At 63.9% G+C, this 19,098-nt stretch carries 22 protein-coding genes; 10 read left to right on the plus strand and 12 right to left on the minus strand.

The genetic code is table 11. The features are described 5' to 3' along the window. Positions 1-31: 31 nt before the first annotated feature. Together H6718_10235 and H6718_10240 are read right to left on the minus strand one after the other, a co-directional pair. Positions 32-943, minus strand: a complete 912-nt coding sequence (locus H6718_10235; GenBank protein MCB9585769.1) for a hypothetical protein — start codon at positions 941-943, stop codon at positions 32-34. Between the two features lie 257 nt (positions 944-1,200). Next, entirely contained in the window at positions 1,201-1,497 is a 297-nt protein-coding gene (locus H6718_10240; GenBank protein MCB9585770.1) for a hypothetical protein, read from the minus strand. 16 nt (positions 1,498-1,513) lie between these two features. Here H6718_10240 and H6718_10245 point away from each other — a divergent pair, with 16 nt between their 5' ends. Next, the gene (locus H6718_10245) at positions 1,514-2,383 is read left to right on the plus strand and encodes an SUMF1/EgtB/PvdO family nonheme iron enzyme (protein MCB9585771.1); all 870 of its coding nucleotides are present in this window, start codon (positions 1,514-1,516) and stop codon (positions 2,381-2,383) included. A gap of 64 nt (positions 2,384-2,447) precedes the next feature. Here H6718_10245 and H6718_10250 read toward each other — a convergent pair whose 3' ends face one another. Next, on the minus strand, positions 2,448-3,098 hold the full coding sequence (locus H6718_10250; GenBank protein MCB9585772.1) for a GNAT family N-acetyltransferase: 651 nt from the start codon (positions 3,096-3,098) through the stop codon (positions 2,448-2,450). Positions 3,099-3,186: 88 nt separating this feature from the next. Next, positions 3,187-3,858 carry a hypothetical protein gene (locus H6718_10255; protein ID MCB9585773.1) on the minus strand — a complete coding sequence of 224 codons (672 nt, stop codon included), beginning with the start codon at positions 3,856-3,858 and terminating at the stop codon, positions 3,187-3,189. A 402-nt stretch (positions 3,859-4,260) separates the two neighbouring features. Here H6718_10255 and H6718_10260 point away from each other — a divergent pair, with 402 nt between their 5' ends. Genes H6718_10260 through H6718_10275 form a run of 4 tightly spaced genes read left to right on the plus strand, consistent with a single transcriptional unit; the run spans position 4,261 to position 8,363 of the window. After that, positions 4,261-5,433 (plus strand): SGNH/GDSL hydrolase family protein, encoded by a 1,173-nt coding sequence (locus H6718_10260; protein ID MCB9585774.1) that lies wholly within the window; start codon positions 4,261-4,263, stop codon positions 5,431-5,433. A 28-nt stretch (positions 5,434-5,461) separates the two neighbouring features. Then, complete coding sequence (locus H6718_10265; protein ID MCB9585775.1) at positions 5,462-6,592, plus strand: hypothetical protein; 1,131 nt, start codon at positions 5,462-5,464, stop codon at positions 6,590-6,592. Between the two features lie 34 nt (positions 6,593-6,626). Further along, on the plus strand, positions 6,627-7,457 hold the full coding sequence (locus H6718_10270; GenBank protein ID MCB9585776.1) for a hypothetical protein: 831 nt from the start codon (positions 6,627-6,629) through the stop codon (positions 7,455-7,457). A 42-nt stretch (positions 7,458-7,499) separates the two neighbouring features. Continuing rightward, positions 7,500-8,363, plus strand: coding sequence for a hypothetical protein (locus H6718_10275; protein MCB9585777.1), 864 nt, complete (start codon positions 7,500-7,502; stop codon positions 8,361-8,363). A gap of 7 nt (positions 8,364-8,370) precedes the next feature. On the opposite strand, the gene H6718_10280 is transcribed toward H6718_10275, so the two are convergent. Next, complete coding sequence (locus H6718_10280) at positions 8,371-8,895, minus strand: hypothetical protein (GenBank protein MCB9585778.1); 525 nt, start codon at positions 8,893-8,895, stop codon at positions 8,371-8,373. Between the two features lie 88 nt (positions 8,896-8,983). Here H6718_10280 and H6718_10285 point away from each other — a divergent pair, with 88 nt between their 5' ends. Beyond that, the gene (locus H6718_10285; GenBank protein MCB9585779.1) at positions 8,984-10,270 is read left to right on the plus strand and encodes a hypothetical protein; all 1,287 of its coding nucleotides are present in this window, start codon (positions 8,984-8,986) and stop codon (positions 10,268-10,270) included. A gap of 16 nt (positions 10,271-10,286) precedes the next feature. Here H6718_10285 and H6718_10290 read toward each other — a convergent pair whose 3' ends face one another. Next, positions 10,287-11,843 carry an NAD(P)/FAD-dependent oxidoreductase gene (locus H6718_10290; GenBank protein MCB9585780.1) on the minus strand — a complete coding sequence of 519 codons (1,557 nt, stop codon included), beginning with the start codon at positions 11,841-11,843 and terminating at the stop codon, positions 10,287-10,289. A 213-nt stretch (positions 11,844-12,056) separates the two neighbouring features. Here H6718_10290 and H6718_10295 point away from each other — a divergent pair, with 213 nt between their 5' ends. After that, positions 12,057-12,662, plus strand: coding sequence for a TetR/AcrR family transcriptional regulator (locus H6718_10295; GenBank protein MCB9585781.1), 606 nt, complete (start codon positions 12,057-12,059; stop codon positions 12,660-12,662). On the opposite strand, the gene H6718_10300 is transcribed toward H6718_10295, so the two are convergent. Next, entirely contained in the window at positions 12,663-13,094 is a 432-nt protein-coding gene (locus tag H6718_10300; protein ID MCB9585782.1) for a hypothetical protein, read from the minus strand. Beyond that, positions 13,087-13,458 (minus strand): hypothetical protein, encoded by a 372-nt coding sequence (locus tag H6718_10305; protein MCB9585783.1) that lies wholly within the window; start codon positions 13,456-13,458, stop codon positions 13,087-13,089. The genes H6718_10300 and H6718_10305 overlap by 8 nt, the downstream gene beginning before the upstream one ends. Before the next feature lie 95 nt (positions 13,459-13,553). On the opposite strand from H6718_10305, the gene H6718_10310 reads away from it, so the two are divergent. Beyond that, entirely contained in the window at positions 13,554-13,757 is a 204-nt protein-coding gene (locus tag H6718_10310; GenBank protein ID MCB9585784.1) for a hypothetical protein, read from the plus strand. Continuing rightward, on the plus strand, positions 13,747-14,334 hold the full coding sequence (locus tag H6718_10315; protein MCB9585785.1) for a nucleotidyl transferase AbiEii/AbiGii toxin family protein: 588 nt from the start codon (positions 13,747-13,749) through the stop codon (positions 14,332-14,334). The genes H6718_10310 and H6718_10315 overlap by 11 nt, the downstream gene beginning before the upstream one ends. Here the strand turns inward: H6718_10315 and H6718_10320 are convergent. Genes H6718_10320 through H6718_10335 form a run of 4 tightly spaced genes read right to left on the minus strand, consistent with a single transcriptional unit; the run spans position 14,315 to position 17,964 of the window. Further along, positions 14,315-16,048, minus strand: a complete 1,734-nt coding sequence (locus H6718_10320; protein MCB9585786.1) for a hypothetical protein — start codon at positions 16,046-16,048, stop codon at positions 14,315-14,317. The two genes, H6718_10315 and H6718_10320, sit on opposite strands and share 20 nt — an antisense overlap. A 46-nt stretch (positions 16,049-16,094) precedes the next feature. Continuing rightward, positions 16,095-16,823, minus strand: a complete 729-nt coding sequence (locus tag H6718_10325; protein ID MCB9585787.1) for a ferredoxin--NADP reductase — start codon at positions 16,821-16,823, stop codon at positions 16,095-16,097. A 44-nt stretch (positions 16,824-16,867) separates the two neighbouring features. Further along, a complete protein-coding gene (locus H6718_10330) occupies positions 16,868-17,083 on the minus strand; it encodes a hypothetical protein (protein ID MCB9585788.1) in 216 nt (71 codons plus the stop codon). Between the two features lie 23 nt (positions 17,084-17,106). Next, the gene (locus H6718_10335; GenBank protein ID MCB9585789.1) at positions 17,107-17,964 is read right to left on the minus strand and encodes an alpha/beta fold hydrolase; all 858 of its coding nucleotides are present in this window, start codon (positions 17,962-17,964) and stop codon (positions 17,107-17,109) included. A gap of 419 nt (positions 17,965-18,383) precedes the next feature. Between H6718_10335 and H6718_10340 the strand changes: the two genes are divergently transcribed. After that, a complete protein-coding gene (locus H6718_10340) occupies positions 18,384-19,001 on the plus strand; it encodes a hypothetical protein (GenBank protein MCB9585790.1) in 618 nt (205 codons plus the stop codon). Positions 19,002-19,098 lie beyond the last annotated feature (97 nt).

The raw sequence follows: 19,098 nt of genomic DNA on the forward strand, positions 1-19,098 counted from the left end.
TCCAAGCCAACGTTACGAGACCAGCCTGAACTTACTCGGCGTCGCCGTCGCCGCCTTCGCCTTCACCGCCCGCGGCGTCACCCTTACCGGTGGGGGCGCCGTTCTTGTCGACCTTGGAGCAATCCTTGAAGGAGTAGCTCTGGTCGATCTTCGGGTCTTCGCCACGCACGTGCCAAACTTGCTCCGCGCCCCAGTCGAACGAGGGGTCGAAGGAGATGCGCACGGTTTTCCCTGCGGTTAAGCCCTCCTTCTCCAGGTTCTTCGCCAGTTGCTTGATGGTGCACGTCGGCAGCGCTGGCGCCTCGACACCCTTCCACTGGTTGGTGGCGTTCCACTTGCGGGAATGGTCGACGAAAGACGAGGTGAAGACGTACTTGCGGATGCTGTCCTTACGCACCGTCTTAGAAGGCGACGACACCTTGCTCGGTGAGACGTACATCACCTGTGCGCCCTTGGAGACGTCCACGGTGCCGTCGTTGCGCACCGCCTGGTAGTTGGTGGACCACCAGAAGGCGTCTTTCTTCCACTTCTTTGCGTTCGCGGCGACGCCGGTCATCATCACATCGCCGTCGGGCTTGTCCGACGACTTCAGGCCGGCGGACGAGTAGGTCATCTTGCCCTTCGGGGCGATGAACTTGTTCTTCAGGACGGTGAAGCCAATACCGCCAACGGCGATCAGCACGGCCAGGATACCGCCACCGATGAACTTGAGCTTTCCGCCGCCGCCGCCCATCGCAGGCATATTCGGCATCGCCATGGGTGGGGCCGAGGTGTTCGGCATCCCAGGCATGCCCCCGGGAGCACCGGCTTGGGGTGCTGCTCCCTGGGGGAGATTGTTTTGCGTGTGGCAAGAAGGGCAGATCCCCATGCCCGCCTGTGGACTGATCCAAACCGTCGTACCGCACTTGGAACACGGCACCTGCACGAACCCATAGTTTGCCATCGGAAAGCAGTCTCCTTTTGACGGACGAACAGCAACGGACCGAGCGAGCCGGCGCGATGCTGTTGTCCCCTAGCTCAGGCGCTACCTCCAGCGCCCGCAAAGCAAGCTACACGAAGCCGCGGAGACAGGATAGGTAGGTACCAACGGCGCCGCTGTTTTTCCCTTGGTTCCACGTGGACATACGCAGTTGGGTTTTCCCGTTGCGGATCCGTCCTCCGGAATGCCAGTGGGGCGTTCGGGCGTTCGCTCGATGCCGTTCAAGCCATGGCCAGCCACACAGCATCCTCATATCCGTTGCGAATCACCGTGTTGCTGGCTTGCTTGGTGTTTGGGGGTGGCTGTTCAAAAACTTCACAAACCGAGGCTGCTTCGGATAGCGGTCCAGCCGCAAGCAGCAACGGACCGGGCGGTCCTATTGCCAAGACGCCTGCGTCAACAAGCGGGGTGTCGTCGGCTAACAGGGTGACGCCGAGCGCAGCTGCGAGCGCGTCGCCGTCGAGTACCGCGTCGCCGACCGTAGCGCCGTCGAGTACGGCGACGGTCAGCGCGCCCACGAGTTCCAAGCCGCTGTTGGAGAGGCTGGGCTTCGAAATCAGCGAGCGCTATGAACGCAAGCGCTTTACCTGGTTCAAGGTCGAGCGCTTGAACTGGCAAGCTTCCGTGGGGCAACAGGACGCGCTGCAGCCTCTGCCGGATACTCCGGGCGACCGGGCAGGCTGCCCAGCGGGGATGCTTCGGGTAAGAGGCAAATTCCTGCTCGACAAGCAGGGCCGTGAGGATACCGATGGCGTGCAGCTTGCCCAGAACCAGAGCTGCAAGAAGTGGCGCACCAACGACCACGGCGTCAACGGCTTGTGCGATGCGTTCGATCGCGATGACTGGCTCGAGCGCAAGCAAGGCCTGGAGAACCGCGAGGTTGATGTATGTATCGATCGCTTCGAGTTCCCCAACACCTTCGGGGAGTACCCACTCGTCGTCACGACTTTCGCGGAGGGAGAAAAGTACTGCAAAGGCGTGAACAAGCGCCTGTGCGACGAGAGTGAGTGGACGCTAGCGTGCGAAGGGGAAGAGGGCTTGCCGTATCCGTACGGGTACACGCGAGACAAGGCAGCCTGCAACATCGATGTGCTGGCGAACGGACCTGATAAGGACACGTTCAGGCCTCGTACCACCGGTCACACGGCGAGCGGCCTTGACCTCGCCTGGCAAGGTAAGCGCTCCGGTGAGTCCCCGCGCTGCGTGAGCCCGTACGGCGTATACGACCTCACGGGCAACGTGGACGAGTGGACCCGCAGCGTCAGGCGCTATGGCTACAAGATGATCTTGAAAGGCGGCCACTGGGGTCCAGCGCGCCAGCGCTGTCGCCCGCAGACCCGGGGCCACGGTCCACACTACGTGCGCTACGATCAAGGCTTTCGCTGCTGTACCGAGCCGCAGTAGAACCGCGTCCCGCTCGAAGCTGCTGCGTTGCCCCGGGGAACCTGTGGCCGCGTACGAAAGACCGCTAGTGAGCGGCGCGCCGACGTTCGTCTTCTTCCAGGGCGCTCAGCGGCTTGAGCATGAACCACGTGCGGGTGTTCCCCTGCAGATTGAACACCTCTTCGCGCAGGATGCGGTAGTGGTCCCGGTGGTAGATCGCCATCGCCGCCGGGCGATCCGTCTCTAGGTAGGCATCCACGCCGCGGCCAATCGCGCGCTGGTTGAAGTCGCGGAGCAGCGCGCCTCCGAGGCCGCCGCCCTGGGCGATAGGGTCCACACCCAGCATGAAGAGGTAGCAATGCGGCTCGGCGATGTGGCGTGAGCGCAGGAACATGTCCGCGATCACGATGCGATGCACGTAGTGCAGCCCCGTCTCGAACACGCCGCGCAGCATCATCCAACCCGGATCACCCTCGGCTGGGTACTGCTCCGGTTCGTAGGCGAGCTGTGCGCCAAGGAGCTTGCCGTCACGCACGGCACAGCGCGCCACGGCGCCGATGCGGCATGACTCGACGAAGCGCAGATACAAGCGCTCGAGCACGTCGATGCGCTGCTCGTCGTTCACGTCATCGAAGATCGCCTGCATGCCAGGATTCGTGGTGAACGCTCGCGCCAAAACGCGCGCGGCCGTTGCGACCTCTGACGCCTGGATGTCCCGGATCTCGACGCCCCTCATTGGGCCAAACCCTACACCGGGTCGCGCACGCGTGACTAGCGGGGCCGTCAAGGAGCCCCGCTAGCGGTGTGTTTGGCGCTGGGGTGGTTCAGTCTTTCAGGCAGGTGCCGCGCAGGCGCACGAAGAGGTCGCCCTCTACCCAGCCATTTTGCGTCGGACCGATGCCGATCGCGCGGGTGATCTTGATCACCACGTCGCCTTGGTTCTCGTCCTGAGTGCGCAGATCGACGGTGTACTCCGTGCCTTGGAAGTTCGGCCCGACATAGGCGACCAGGCGCTGCCACTCTCCATTGACGCGCTTGAGTTGGTCGAGGCGAACCGAAAACTCGTAGGCGCCGTCTTTCTCGTTAGCCTCGATCACCAGACTGTTGCCCATGCCATCAGAGCGCGTGACGCGGAAATGCGAATCGCAGAGGTCGCTGCCTTCCTTCTGATCGTAGATGCTATCGACGGCGACCGTGTCGAGCTCTCCGACGGCCAACGACACGAAGTCCCCGTCCATGGGCAGGTCGGAACCGGGCTCAGGGGTGTCCACGACCTCACCAGGAGTATCCGTGGAGAAAGAGCCGTCGTGTCCCAGCGTCGGTGCAGCGAAGGGATCCGTCGGGTCGTCAACGGGATCGGTTTCAACCGGATCGTCGGGCGTCTCCGTGCCCCTAGCGGCTGGATCGCTCTCTTCGGAGCCCGTCTGTGACCAGGGAACGAACGCACAACCACTGCTGAGGACACCCACTAGGGCCAAAACTGCGCTACGCTTCATAGCGATCTCCATTCCCCGCGCACAGGCGCGACTAACGCACCGCCCACGGCGGTGCCCCGGCGACCCGTCACCAGAACCCGGTGCGGTCGAATCTCGACGCCGCAAGCGCGACGTACTCGGGGGAACGGCGGCGGCGTTCGGAGCTTGAGCACTTGCTTGCGTTCTTGCGTCGATCTTTGGCACACAAGCTCGGACATGAGGGCCTGGCGAACCATTGGCGCGCTGATCGTGCTCTGTTGCGGGTGCAACGCTCGCGACCATCAAGATGCTCCTCCGAGAGCACCTGAGAGTGCGAGCTCACAAGCGCCGTCACCTCCGCCAAGTACACCGCTGCCGCCTCCCGCTTCCTCCTCGGCGACCCCCTCCGGGGCGCCTCCCGGTCCCGTGCGCTATCCCAGCGCAGTGATTCAGTCGCCCATTGTCGACGCACAGATTACTGCGTGGAAAAAATCCTGGGCGGCGCACGCGGACCTCCACGCCAATCGCTTCATCAAGGTCGGTGACTCAGTCACTGCGAGCGGCGACACGCTGTACTGCGTGCCGCGCAAGGCGAGCCTAAAGTCGCTGGAAGCTCAGCAGCCAAAGCTGTTCGCGGTGGCCGAGTACTTCGGTGCGACGCAAAAGTACGGCGGTTCTTTCGGCCACGAGAGCCAAGCCGCAGTCGTGGGCTGGAGTGCCTGGAACGCCATCGACGGCGTGAAGAATCATCTGTGGCGCGAACAGACCTCGATGAGCGCCCAGATCGCGCTCGTGCAGTTCGGCACCAATGACATCGAGATTGGGGCACTACACCACTACGCTGACAAGCTCTTCGATCTCGTGGAGCAGCTCGAGCGTGCCGGGACACTGCCGGTCCTGTACACGATCATGCGGCGGGCCGACCGCGCCAAGGCGGGGCGCGAGGTGCCGCGCTACAACGCAGTGATCCGTGGGGTAGCGACGGCGCTACAGGTCCCACTGGTCGACTACCACGCCGCCCTCGAACCGCTGCCCAAGCACGGCCTTTCGGGCGATGGGATTCATCCATCGACTTACCAAGGACCTGCGGGGCGAGACCCCTGCGACTTCAGCGAGCAGGGGCTGAAGTTCGGCTACAACGTGCGCAACTGGCTCTCGCTGCAGGTGCTCGAGCGTCTCCGGCGGGTGCAGCTTGGCAAGTACCGGGCGGATCAGGTCGCGGCATGGTCGGGCGACGGCAGTGGTAAGGCACCGTGGGTGGCGCCGGGGCTGCCGTTGGTCGACTTTCAGCCCCTGCAGGCAGAGCTCGCGCCCTCGGCGTGTGACGACGAGTCGACAAAAGGTGTGAGCTATCGGGTGAAGATCGAGCGCGCTGGGCGTTACCGTTTGCTTGGCTTCGACCGCGGCCTCGAGAGTGATGTCGAGATCTACGACGAGGCACAGCCCGACGCGTGCGTCGGGCGTGATGCGCGCAAGCTGGTCGTGGACCTGAAGCCTGGCAGTTACCGCGTGGAGCTGCGGCGCACCTCACCCAAACCCAAGAAAAAGCCTGATTCCGACCAGAAGCCAGCCCCGTTGCATGTGGGGGCAGTGCTTGTGGTCTTGCCAGACGCGTGAGCGGGCGTGGTAACGTCGATGCTTGCTCATGGCTGAACCCGCTGCTCGCATCTACCTGATCCCCGGGATGTTCGGTTTCGGGACGCTGGCCGGTTTCGACTACTTCAGTCATATGCGGCGGGAGCTGACTGATCGCTACCGCGCGCGTGGCAAAGAGGTGGTGATTGAGGTGGTGCCTACGCCGCCGACCTCCTCCATTCGTTACCGTGCGGCAATGTTGGCCGAGCAGGTCAGCGCTCACGCGACCGACGGGTTGCCAATCCACCTGATCGGACATTCCACGGGTGGACTCGACGCGCGCCTTGTGCTGTCGCCAACCACGAACTTGCCAGTGCGGGACGATCAGCTCGAGTGGACCCAGCGGGTGCAGTCGCTGGTTTCGCTCAACACGCCTCACTACGGGACGCCTCTCGCAGGCTATTTCGCGACGGTTTCGGGTACGCGCGTGTTGTACGCACTGAGCTTGTTCACCGTCGTGTCCCTTTCCCTGGGGGAACCAAGCCTGGCGATCTTCAGCAAGCTGCTCGCTGCCCTTGGCGGCATCGACTCCTTGCTCGGTGGCGATTCGAGGCTGATTGGGCGTGCCACGGATATGGTACTGCGCTACGTCGACACGGGCGGCCGCGGTGAGATCCGTGAGTTTCTGTCGAAGGTGCGTCACGACCAAGGCGGCGTGATTCAGCTCATGCCCGAGGCGCTCGATCTCTTCAACGCCGCTACCGAAGACAACGACGACGTGCGCTACGGCTGCGTCGCTGCGGCGGCACCGCCACCTGCCTCACTCAAAGTGGCCAAGCGTGTGCGTTCCCCCTACGCCGCCCTCACCGCGGGCGTGTACACCACGCTCTACACCTTCGCGTCTCAGGCTCACAAGCGTTACCCCTACGCCGCACCCACCGCTGAGGAGAAGCAGCGCATCGCTGATGGGGTGCGTACTGACGTCGACGACCGCAGCAACGACGGCGTCGTGCCGACACTCTCCATGCTGTGGGGCAAGCTCTTATGGGTCGGTGAGGGCGATCACCTCGATATGCTCGGCCACTTCCACGACGACTCACCCGGGAGTTTGCATACGGATTGGATGACCTCCGGTGCGCACTTCGGTCCTGATCGCTTCGCCGAGATCTTGGACAAAATCGTAGAGTTCCAAGAGGAGTAGCGACACGCCGCCGGAAAGCGGTATCCATCTCGCCATGAGTCGCTTGGTTGGGTGCGTCTTGGTTTTGGTTCTCGGAGTCGGTTGCTCTGACGACAGTTCTTCGGGTGGGAGCGGTGGCCAAGGCGGGAGCGCTGCAAGCGGTGGTAGCAGCGGTTCAGGCCAAGGCGGCAGCGGCGCACAGGGCAGTAGCGGGGCACAGGGCGGCAGCGGCGCACAGGGTGGCAGCGGCGCACAGGGTGGCAGCGCCGGCTCCGGTCAGGGTGGGAGTGGCGCGGACGGTGGCTCAGGTGCAAACGGCGGTTCCTCGGGGAACGGGACTGGTGGGGCGGGCGGGAGCGTCCAGAGCATTCCCGTCTGTCAGCTTGCCTGCTCCGCCCCTGCTGACTGCGCGTCCGGGCCGGCTCCCTACGATGCGGCTCACTATGCGTGCGACGCCGGTGTCTGCAAATGGCAGGGATGCAAGGCCGACTCCGACTGTGCTTCCTTGGGGAACTACGTTTGCCGAGAACAATACGGCCTGTCCACCTGCGTGAAAGGCTGTAGCTCCGCGAGCAACTGCGGAAGCGGTCAGGCCTATGACGATGCCGACAACTACAGCTGCGAGAACGGCGGCTGCTTCTATCAAGGCTGCAACAACGAGGCGGAGTGCGACGCCCTCGGCGCGTTGGTGAACAAGCCCTACGCATGCGCCGATCTGGGCGGCGGCTCCTTCTGCTTCCCGGAGTGCACCACGCCCGCAGACTGCTCGAACGGCCAGCCTGGCTACACCGCGAGCAACTACGAATGCGACCAGGGGGTGTGCCGCTACATCGGTTGCAACGGCGACTCCGAGTGCGCAACCCTTGGAAACTACGTCTGTCGCTGAAGTCCGGTTCGCGAAGGCGCGATGCATGGCAGAATGATCGCCATGAAGCTTTCCCACGTGGTTTGGGGGTTAGGCGCGTTGTGCCTGAGCTGTGGCAGCGATGGGAACTCGACTGGGGGCTCCGGCGGCACCTCTGGAAGCAGCGGGAATGGCGGATCCAGTGCGAACGGCGGTAGTACTGCTAACGGTGGCAGTACCGCAAACGGCGGCTCGACTGCCAACGGCGGCAGTACCGCAAATGGCGGTAGCACCGCGAGCGGCGGCAGTGGGAATGGGGGCTCAGGCAATCAGGTGCCTTGTGATGGCGAGCCGGAACACACCGGCGAGGGCACCTACTACAACGCCGATGGCTCAGGTAACTGCAGCTTCGATGCGTCGCCCAACGACCTGATGGTCGGAGCGATGAACCAAACCGACTACCAAGGCTCGGCGACCTGCGGGAGCTGCGCCGCCATCACCGGACCGAACGGCAGTGTTACCGTACGGATTGTCGATCGGTGTCCAGAGTGCGCACCTGGCGACATCGACCTCAGCCCTCAGGCGTTCGAGAAAGTCGCGGCAATCTCGGCGGGGCGCGTGGCCATCAGCTGGAAGTACGTGCCCTGCGGCGTTTCGGGTAACGTGAAGTACCGCTTCAAGGAGGGCTCCAACCAGTGGTGGAGCGCGGTGCAGGTGCGCAACCACAAGAACGCGATCGCCAAGTTCGAGTACGACTCAGGCGGCGGCACCTTCGTCGAAATACCTCGAGAGAACTACAACTACTTCGTGCAGGCATCCGGTATGGGCCCTGGGCCCTACACCTTCCGCATCACCGACGTGTACGGAAACCAGCTGACGGACAGCAACATTGCGTTCGCCGAGGCGCAGGAAGTCAGCGGAGCCGGTCAGTTCCCTGGCTGTAACTGACAACTGGTCAGGCTGCGGAACCGACCAGGAAGGCGTTGTTTGGTACCGCGGGGAAACGATGATCTGGCCAGATGCTGATCAGGGCGTCAGCCATCTCCAGATCCGGCACGCTACCGGTGCTCGTGCGCCAGCGAAACGGATGTACGGACCGCACTTCGACGACCTCACACGTACTGAGGGCGCGGGCGGCCCGCCAAGTTTCGGCATCTTGGCGTGTGCGAAAGACGTACTCTTCTGCGGGCGTGGGGCGCTTGCGCCACACCACGAACCCGCAGTGATAGCTGGAGTCGGTGGCCAGTCCGTCGCAGAAGTCGCAGACGAACGAAACGAAGAGGGGCGTCATCGCGCGCTTGCAGTTGGGGCAGAACACGGTGGACGTAGTGTGACACGCGTCGCGCGTCTTCGCCGGTCCCGAGCTGCGACGCACGCTCTGCTCTCTGCCTCCGCTCGAGATACCGCACGGCATTCCGTATCGGTGGGCGACGTTGTCGGCTAATCTCGAGTTCTTGCAGTCGCCCACGTCGCCTTCCACCGCCGGAACCGTTCTATGTGAGCGTTGCGGAGCTGCGTTCCGGCCGCCCCAGCTGGCGCACGCCGTGAGTTGCCCGTATTGCGCCCACGTGCAGGCGTTGGACCCCCACAAGCTGCGTGCACTTCAGCACTATCAAGCGAACGTCGAGCACGATCTTATTGCCGCGGAGAAACACGCGGACCAGCAGGCTGCGTACGAGAAGTGGTACGGCACCCCGGAGGATCGCCGCAACACAACGTCCGAGTTCTTCCTGATCGCGGGTGTATGCGCCGTGATCGCTGGCGTGGTGGGCGCAGTACTCGCCAGCTTGGGGCTGATGAACTGGATGCTGATGCCGACGGTCGTCCTGATGGGCGGCTTCATGTGCGGAGCGCTGGTGGTTTACGCCCGAATGTTCATCAGCATGTTCCGCAAGGGGAACGTTCAACCCGGCCAGCTGGACGAACTCGTGGTGGCCTGCCCCAACTGTGGCGCACCCGGCAAGCTCACACCGGGAGACTCCATCGACACCTGCGCGCACTGTCACGCTGCGCTGGTCCCAGGCAGCACGGCCATCCAGCAAGGGTTGGAGGCCGCGGCTCGCGCGCGGCGCAAGGCGGCCCTGAGGCACTATCGTACGGAAATAAAGACGATTGCGAGCGTGTACGGTGGTGGCTCCGGGAAGCACGTGGTGTTCTTCGTGCTGGTGCCTTTCGCGGTGATGCTCACGCTACCGACGCTGATGATCACCGCTGAGCAGCTGCAGCAGGGCAAAGAGCTGCCGTTGCCCCCGCTGCTGATTCTGCTCGGCGTGAGTCTCGGGCTGTGGGGGACGATTGGGCTCATCCTGTGGCTACGCTGGTCCAAGCAACAGGCGACGGCGCGTGGCATGGCGCCCCTCGAGCGCGCCTTCAATGCTAGGCGCGGTAGCGGCACCCGCGGTCTTGCGGATTGGATTCTGACGCACTGGGCAGGTCCGTTTCCGATCCAGCGCCTCTACACCGGAGTCAACCACCAGTTCATGGCGGGCAACTGCCACGGCTTTCCGTTCCTGATCGATTTCAACCCGAGCAAGGCGCAGCACATGGTGACGCGTGCGACGCTGCACGTCGCCGCGGAGATCCCCGGGGTGAAGCCCCTGGATATCGACCACCAAGCCGCTTTGACGATTCTTGGCGCTCCATTACCTCAGGGAAACCAAACGGCGAGTGACCTGCGATTCGGCTTGGAGCGGGCTGGCTTCGAGCTCCGGGTGAGTGAAGCTGGCCTTAGCGTTTCTGCCGAGGGTGAGCGCCTGAAGCAGTTGCGCAAGCACCCGGAGCTATTGGCAGAATGGACGTCTGTCGTGACGGGCTGCGTGGCGTTGGTAACCGCCCTGGGTGGCCGCCCCGGATGAGGGCCTGGCGCCTAGCCTAGGATCTCGCGAGCGCTAGAGTGCGCATGGGCAGCCAGCCAAAGCGCTTGCTCTGGGACTTCGCCGCGGCGCGCGCCGCTTTGATGCCGGAAGCCAAGCAAGGTGAGACACCGGGCCCCGTCACACCGGAGCCGGCGAGGTACAGGCCCTCCACCGCGCCCTTGGTCTGATAGGCGTTGGGGCCAAACTGGCTGGGGATCACGGCTGGGCCGTAGATCCCTCCGGCAACGACCCCGGCGAAGTGCATGTTGCTGAGGGGCGTCGAGACGTCCTCCACCACGACGTCTCCGATGATCCCTGGCCAGCGCCGGTCGACCGCGGCGCGCAGCGTGGCCGCGGCTTCCGCCTTGAAGGTTTCGTATTCGTCACCGCGCTTGAGCGCCTTGGCGTCCTGCCACTTCGCGAATGGAGCAAAGGGCACCAACGTGACGACCTCCAGGGTGCTCATGCCTTCGGGCGCCATCTGGTGAGTGTCGTCCTTCAACGAGTTGGGGGAGAGGAAGAACGCGTGGTCCTCGGGCAGCTTCGAACCCTTCTGCGCGTAGCCGAACGCCTCGTCCAAATCCCAGGTGTGGTAGTCCCACACATTGAACGCGCCCATGCCGTGATCGCGTAGATCGCGGTTCATGCCGTAGTAGAGGCACAGCGAGCCCACCGACGGCATGTTTTTGCTGACCTTCCGCCGCAGCTTCTGGGGAACCACGTCATGCTCGAGCAAGCGCCCGTAGGTGAGCGTCGGATCGATCGCGCTGATTACTACATCCGCGGGGAAATGTTCGCCGTCGCTCAGCGTCACACCGCTGACCTTGCCGCCCTCGGTGTGGATCTTCGCGACCTCTGCACGCCGCTTGTACACCACACCCAGCTTGCGGCCCGCGTCGACCAAGGCGTCGCGCAAGGTGCCGCTGCCGCCGCGGGGGAACCAACCGCCGCTATCCAGGTAGTGGGCGAGCAGGCCCACGCCGAGCAGCGCAGGTGCCTGGCTCGGCGGTAGTCCGTAGTCACCGCACTGGGCGCCGAGCACGCTCCTGAGCTTCGGGTTCTGGATCGCGCGGTTCAGGTAGTGCCCATACGTCTCCAGGGCTAGGCGCGCGATCTTCGGCACTTGCATGAGCTTCTTCGCGCCGCTCACGTCGGAGCGCATCAACGGCAGCATGGCCTTCACCACGCTGAAGTAGCGGTCGACGTCCGCTCGATCCTCGGGGAAAAGCGCGAGCAGGTTGTCCCGATAGTTGTCGGCGCCTTGAGGCACCTTCACCTCGAAGTCGGGGAAGCGCAGCAAGTCGAAGCACTCGGGATCCATCGGCGCCATCAGTGCGCTGGGGTCGACCCCACAGCGCTCCAGCACGCGGTACATATCGCCGCCCGGATCGCACTGCCCGACGTAGTGCACGCCGGGGTCGAAGTGGAACTTCTTGCGCTTGAACGGATTCAGGAAGCCGCCGAGCTGCTTTTCGCGTTCGAGCGCCACGACCTCGAAGCCGGCTTGAGCCAAACCGACGGCTGCCGTTAGTCCCCCCGCCCCGGTACCGATCACCACCGCTCGCTTCGCCATCTCGATCTCCTGGACTCGCCGCCTAGCCTCGGTCAACCCGGAGCCTCATGTAAACGGCGATAACAATGTTATTGGTGTTTACATTGCGACCCTGGGCACGTCAAGTTGGGCAAACGCTTTTCCTCTCCCCCAACTCTCGATCTGGCTGAAAGCGCAGCCGAACGCGCGCAAAAGCCTGCGAGCGCGAGCTTTGACCGGTATATGAATGCGGCAATGGGCGCGACCTATCACCATGGCTCCCTGCGGGAGACGCTGCTCGATGCCGGTGTGGAGCTGGTAGCAGAAGCTGGCATCGACGCCTTGTCCCTGCGTGAGCTGGCGCGTCGCGCCGGGGTGAGCAGCGCCGCTCCGTACCGTCACTTTCCCGACAAGGACGCGCTGCTGCGGGGGGTCGCCGCCCGGGGCTACCAGCGTTTCGATCAGGCGCTCGGCAAGGTCAGCAAGCAGTGCGCGGAGACCTCCGCGCTTGAAGCTGTGCAACAACTAGGCGTCGCGTATGTTCGATTTGCCGCGCGGAACCCAAATCTGTTTCGCTTGATCTTCAGTCCCATCGGTCAAGCCAGTGGTCACGACCCCGAGCTTGACAAGGCGTGTCGCCAGTCGGCAGAGCACTTGCCCCGCGCCCTGATGCGCCTGCATGAAGAAGGCATCGCCACCAGCATTAGCGTTCAAGAGCTGACCGAGCTCGCCTGGGCGCTGGTGCACGGCGTGGCCATGCTCTACCTGGATGGCTTGGTCGGCGATGGCAAGCCCCTGAGCGCCGAGAAGGCGGCTGAGCGCGTCACTCAGCATTTGGTGGCGCTCTTCCGCGCGGATTAGTTACCTCTTGGTAGCCTTCTTCGCGCGCTGCTTTGGTTCTTGGGGGGGAGGCGCGTCGTCTTCATCCAGCGCCCGGATCAAGGCATCAAAGGTCTTGGTCACGGCTCTGCGACGCGCCTTGAAGCCGTCGCTCATTTCAAAGTCGGGCTCCTCTTTGATCTTGTCCTCGATCTGGAGAAAGCGCGCCTTCCAGCGCTTGGCGACTTCGCGACTCGATTCGGGTTTCGATTTGTCTACGAGCAAGCCAAAGGCACCCGCTTCCTTCGCGGCGAAGCCAAGCAACGCCACGTAGCCCAGCAAGCCCTGCACGTCGTCCCACTGCGACTCTTCATCGTCGAGCACCGTGAGCGCCTCGCGCCAGCGCTCTGTCTCGAAGCTCAACAGATCCATCGCGTGGTCGTTTTGAAACGGTCCTGGTCCCCAGTCACCCATGGGGCGAGTCTACGCTAGGCGTCGCCGTGTGCTCGAGGCGAAACGTGGGCAAGCGGCGTTCGGGTGACCAGCCTTCTGCGAGTGCACGCCGGATCAACGGAGCCACGAAGGCTGGCGTGATGAGCGCGGGGGTGTTCCGCGCTGAGCTGTGCAAGTGGAGCATCCCGTCGCGCTCCTCGAACCCGCACAGGTTCAGCCAGGGGTCCCGCCAGTCCTTGAGCTTGATCACCAGCCGTTGCCCCGAGGAATCGGACCCGCTCACGCGCAGCTCGCTCGAGTCGTAGCCCGGCTGCAGGCGCCACCAGTACTCGCGCCCCTCGACGCTGATGCGACGGTAGCCGCGGCGTTTGCGCGGGCGGGTCACTTCCCTAGCTCCGTGACCACGACCTCTGGGGAACCCGGGCGCCGCATTCAGTAAGTGTACGCGAAACTCGGCGAGCGACGGGTGAGGAGTGCGCTATGCTGGACCTCGTGGACGCGTTGGACGAGGACGCCATCAAGCGCAGTCGGGAGACCCCTCCGGCGGAGAAGCTACGCCAAGCGCTGGAGCTGATGGACGCTGGCTTTCGCCTCCAGCGCGCCAAGCTTCGCATACGCCATCCGAACGCCTCCGAGGAGGAGCTAGAAGCGCGCTTCTTTGCCTGGCTGTGCCGTGAAGAGTGAAACGACGGAGGCGGCGCTTGCGCACGCCGCCGCCACACTGCAGGGCTTGGGCGTCCGTTTCGCTTTGGTTGGTGGGTTAGCGATTTCCGTGCGGAGTGAGGTGCGCTTTACGCGGGACGTGGACCTTGCCGTGGCTGTCGCCAATGATGTCGAGGCGGAGGATGTGATCTATCGCCTTCGTGCCGCAGGGTACTCGCCGGTCACGACCGTGGAGCATGAGAGGCACCAGCGGCTTGCCACCGCTAGGTTGCGTTCCCCGTCGGGTCTGGTCGTGGACTTGATCTTTGCGTCTTGTGGCATCGAGGCGGAGGTCGTCAATGCGGCGTCCATGTTTGACTACCCCGGAGTCGGCGCGATACCTGTCGCCGAGTCAGAAGAGTTGCTTGCGATGAAGGTCCTGTCTATGACGGACCAGCGCCTTCAGGACCGCATCGACGCGCGGAACCTGCTCCTCTGCAATGAGGTCGATCTGGCTCGAGTCCGCCAGCGACTCAGAGAAATCGAGCAACGTGGCTATGATCGCGACCAGGACTTGAGCGAGAAGCTGGAGACCGTGCTTACTTCCCTAGCTCCGTGACCACGACCTCTGGGGGCTTGGACTTGAAGACTTGGTCGTAGGCTGCGGCCGCGGCTTTTTGGATTTCCGCTGGGGACTTGTCGAAGAGCTTTTCGGTGAGCTGCGCCAGCTGAGTTCGCTCGCGGCGCAGGGCGCTGAGCCATTGGTCTTTCGGTAGCAGCCCAAGCTCATGACCCAAGAGCGACAGCACGAAGGCGCCGCCGTGGGCTCGGGGGAGGCTGGTGACGTCGCTGAGGCCGGAGGCGGCGACGCGCCACAGGGCGATGCGCGGACAGGGTTGTTCGCGCATCAGCAAGAGTAGCCGCGAGGAAACAAACGCTCGCTTGTCGATGCTGTCCTTGCCGGCGCCCTCAGGCAGCGCGAACTGGTCGGGATCGAGGCGCTTCTTCTCCAGCTGCTCGACGACGAACTCCCGCTCTTGTAGCTCCAAGATGTGAGTGAGCGCGCTGTCGACCTGGCGCTGATAGCCCTCGAGGCGATCCGCCGCCTTGACGATTTGCTGCGCGTCCGGGTCGTTGATCTCGTCGAGCTGCTCCACCAAGGCTTCCGGCATGCGTAGGGTCACGTCACCCCGGAGGCGGTAGTTCTTGCGGCGCAGCGCCTGGATGCCGAGGTCGCGGCGCTTGAGCTCGCTCGCGACGAACTCCGCGTCGTCCTGCGAGAACTCGGAGTTATTGACGATCTCTTCGAATACGAGAGGCGCCGCCTTGCGCCCAGCCGTGAGCACCGCCTCGTTGTTGTCCCGTCCGATGTCGAGGCCCAGGGTGCCGTTGGTTCCGGACGGCAAGAGCAGGCGGTCCAAGAAGTAGTACTCGTTGTACTCGATGGGCAGCATGACGAAGTCGTGCCCCGGGGAGAGCAGGCCGGTAGCCGTCATGTTGAAGTTGAGGCGATCGATGCGCTTGCCCCACATCACCTTCAGCTCTTGGGAGCCGATCTTCACCGAGAAGCGCCGTCGCACCACGTATGCCATCAGCCAGTTGGAGCTCAGGCCGTCGTTGGTGGTCTCCAGGTAGGCGTACAAGAAGGCGGGCACCTTGGCGTCGGTAAACGCCAGGTTCAGCGCGTTCAGCTTCTTGTTGTAGTCCAGGTAGAGTTCCTCGGTCGGCTTCGTCTTGCTCATGGCGATGCTCGCGCTCACCACATCCGAGAGGCGGTTGTACGCATCGTCGCCCGTTTGCTTCTGCACCGCGGGGCTCAGTAGCTCGTCGGTGAAGGGCTTGGTGTCCTGCGCTTTGTCGATGGCGACCACGAAGCCTGTTAGTGGCTTGTCGAGCGCCTTGCCGAGGGGCGTCGCGAGAAACGCATCTTCAGGAGTCGGGTTGTACTTCTTGTAGATGACGATGCCTGCGGTCGCGAGCACCAGCAACGCAAGACCGACGAACACGACCAAGCTGGGCGCGCGGGTAGAAGACCTGGGTACCTCCGCCGAGCTTCGGAGCTCCGCGAACGCGTTGCTGACGGCGACCGGGTCCTGGATGTCTACGTCTTTACCGCGCGGATGTAACTGCAGGAAGGCGGCCTGGAGCACGTGCTCGGGGGTCGCCTCAAGCAGGTCCGCTCGCGCCGTCGCGAGCGCCTTTCCCATGTTGCGCTTCACCCGGCCCCGAAGCAGCGGGTCGATATTGGAGACGGCGAGGTGCGTCGCCTCAGTGAGGCCGAGCTCCTCGGCGCGTACCAGGGCGAGCAACGTATGTGACTGAACGCTTCCCACGATCGGGTCCTTCCAATGACCCGCGTCGCGCCTGCGTCACGAGTGCCTACCAGTATTTCTCTACGGAAATGTGCCCTGGCTTGCGCACGCGGTGCTTGACCAAGCCGAGGGGTTTGAGCGCCTCGTGGGTATCATCGATCATCTGGGGATTGCCGCACAAAAGCACATGGCAATGCTCAGGTTCGAGCTCGGCGCCTGCGAGCGCCTGGATGCGCCCATCCGCGAGGGCCGCGGGGATGCGTCCGGAGATCTCCCCGGGGCCTGCCGGCTCTCGACTCACGCAGCGCAAGTAGCGGAAGTTGCTGTGCTTTGCCTCAAACTCCCGCAGCTCGTCGGCGTAGGCGAAATGAGCCCGCTCGCGGACGCCATGCACCACGAACAGGCGCTCGAAGTGGTCCCACAGCTGTCCGCTACGCAACATCGAGATGAACGGTCCGAGCCCCGTGCCCGTAGCGACCAACCAACCGTCGCGTGTGGTGGGCACGTGCTTGAGGGTGAAGAAGCCTTGAGCGTGGGGATTCAAGTCGATGGGGCTGCCTTCGGCGATCTCGAACAGGCTGGGGGTGAGGGCGCCCCCGAGCACCTCCGTCACGAGGAACTCGAGTGGCTCGCCAGGCGCGGAGGCTGCTGAATAGGAGCGGCGCACCAAGCCGGCGGGGGTTTCCACCCCGAAGTTGAAGAACTGACCCGGCTCGAACTTGGCGCTTTTGTTCAAACGAAAGGTCGAGAGGCCCGGGGCCCAGTCAATGCGCTTCACGAGCGCGACGCTGCTCATCTCTCGCAGCACTTAGCGACGCCACGGGCCCATGGCAAGCGACGTCAGGTGTCTTCCTGGTTGCGCTCCTCGCCTTCATCGCTCTCATCTTCGCCTGAGGCTTGACCGTCATTAGGCGCTGGTGCCGGGCCGCGCTTGGCCATGCGTCGCAGGCGCATGCGGTGGTTGAGCCGGTGCTTGGCTTCTCGCTCCGCGTCGGCCGACTTGATGATCCGCCAGACGAACAGCCAGACCACCATGACCAGGATGATGTAGAGCACAGCCTTCGCTAGGTTGACCGCCCTTAGGTGTCAAGTCTGTTTCCGTGCGGTCGACTGCGCTGGGCTTGCAGCAGATCGCGTTTCAAGAACGCGATCGCGGGATCGGCCACGCTGCGTGAGAACAGCAACCCGAAGTGCCCAAGGTGGGGTACCTCGATGTCTTCTCCTCCGCGCGCCGATAGGAACGAGGTGCTCTTCGGGTGCACCACGTTGTCGTGGCTCGAGTAGATGCTCAGCACCGGCACGCCTGCCTTGAGCGCCGCTTGTTCCTTGAGCAGTTCGGAGCCCGCCTTCAGGTCGCCGCCCGATGCGCCGAGGATCGGACCGCGAAACAACACTCCGGCGTGAGGCGAACCGATGGTGACGATGCGGCCGATGAGCTCAGGGCGCCGCGCGGCGAGATCCATCGCGACCAGGCCTCCAAGGCTATGACAAACCAGATCTACCTGTGGCGCGCCTGTTTCCTCGAGGACACGTTTGCAGAAGGTCTCGAGGCGCTGGGAGCTGTCGCGCACGCTGGACAGAAACGAATAGTTGATCCCAAAACAAGGCCCGAGGCCCGCGGCGGCGAGACGGCGCGCCAGCCAGATAAAATCCACGCGGTTTTGGCCGTAGCCGTGGACGCACACGATCGGACGCGGCGCTGGGGAGCCGGTGTGAGCCGAGGCTGGACCCAGACGCCGGCCGATCAGGAAGTAGAGTGGGAGCAGGGGCTGGACCCACAAGACGCACAGCCACTCGAAGAGCAGGCTCTTGAGGGAGTCCAGCGGGGAGCGCCGGTCCACGTGGGAGCCCATCGCCCAGTAGCTGACGCGCAGGTAAAGCAGCGCACCTAGGGCAAAGGCCGCATAGCCGAAGACGATTGCCCAGAGCACTCGCATGGCGGCGCAGCCTGCCGCGCTTTTGCGGCGTTGACCCTAGAATTCTCCGCGTTTTCCGGGCTCACCTCCCCAGCGAGTGCCGCGTTGCGAAGTGCAGAATGCTTCCGGAATGTTTCGTCCGAGCCCGGGCGCGAGGCCGTGCTGCCCCGCCGCGGGCGCTGGTCGCAGAAACCTGCGTATTTCCGCGCTCCGGCGTGAGCACATCCGAAGCCGACTCGCGTTGACGGCGGGGAGGGCCCTCGGCAAGCTGGCGATTCGATTGGGGAGTTCGTGGCGTGGCCGGTCTGGTTGCGCCTCAGGCGCGCGAATTGGGCCATCAGCCTCGCGCCGGCGGGATGCCACCCCAACGTCACCCCGAGCCGATTAGTATCTTTCGCGGACTACAGCCCCTTCGAGCCGGGTTCACCTAAGGAGCCTCGATGTCATCTTGGAAGAAAATGAAGAACTTGTTCTGGCAGTCCGAGGGCGGAGAGGCGCCCCCGCCAGAGATCAACCCGGAGGAAATGTCCGACGAAGACTTCGCGGCGTTCCTGCAGGCTGATGAGTTCTCCGTGACCGACCAGCCTGTGGTTCAGGTCGGCAGCGTTCAGGTGACGACCGGTGCCAACGGTGTCGAGATCGACTTCCAGGATCAATACGACGAAGCCGGGATCCCGGACACCGACGAAGTTGAGCAGCTCGAGAAGTTCCTCTCCGGGCTGGATTCGTCGCTGCCACAGACCTCGCGGCTCGCTGCGGCCCAGGCGTTCCTGGGTGCCATCGGCAAGAGCAAGGACGATGTGCTCCGGGACGCCGAGCGTAAGATCCGCACGGTACACGGCATCCTGCAGGCCAAAGAGCACGAGGCTCATGGCGCTGTTCAGACCATTCAAGGCGAGATAGACCAGCTCAACGCGCAGATCGAAGAGCGCCGCCAGCGCATCCAGGCGATGCAGGCAGAGCTCGAAGGCGTGCGCCATTGTTGCCGTGTGGAAGAGGGGCGCCTGCAGGCTGCGCGCGTCTTCTTTGGTCACGTTCAAGCACCGGTTCAAGGCTGAACCGAGAGGCGAACAGCGCGCCTCACCCCCCAAGAACCACGATCATCTTTTGGCTCGGTTCGCCGGGCAGGACCTCAGGGCTCGCGCTCCGAAATGG

The sequence above is a fragment of the Polyangiaceae bacterium genome, assembly GCA_020633205.1.
Lineage (GTDB): Bacteria > Myxococcota_A > Polyangia > Polyangiales > Polyangiaceae > JAHBVY01.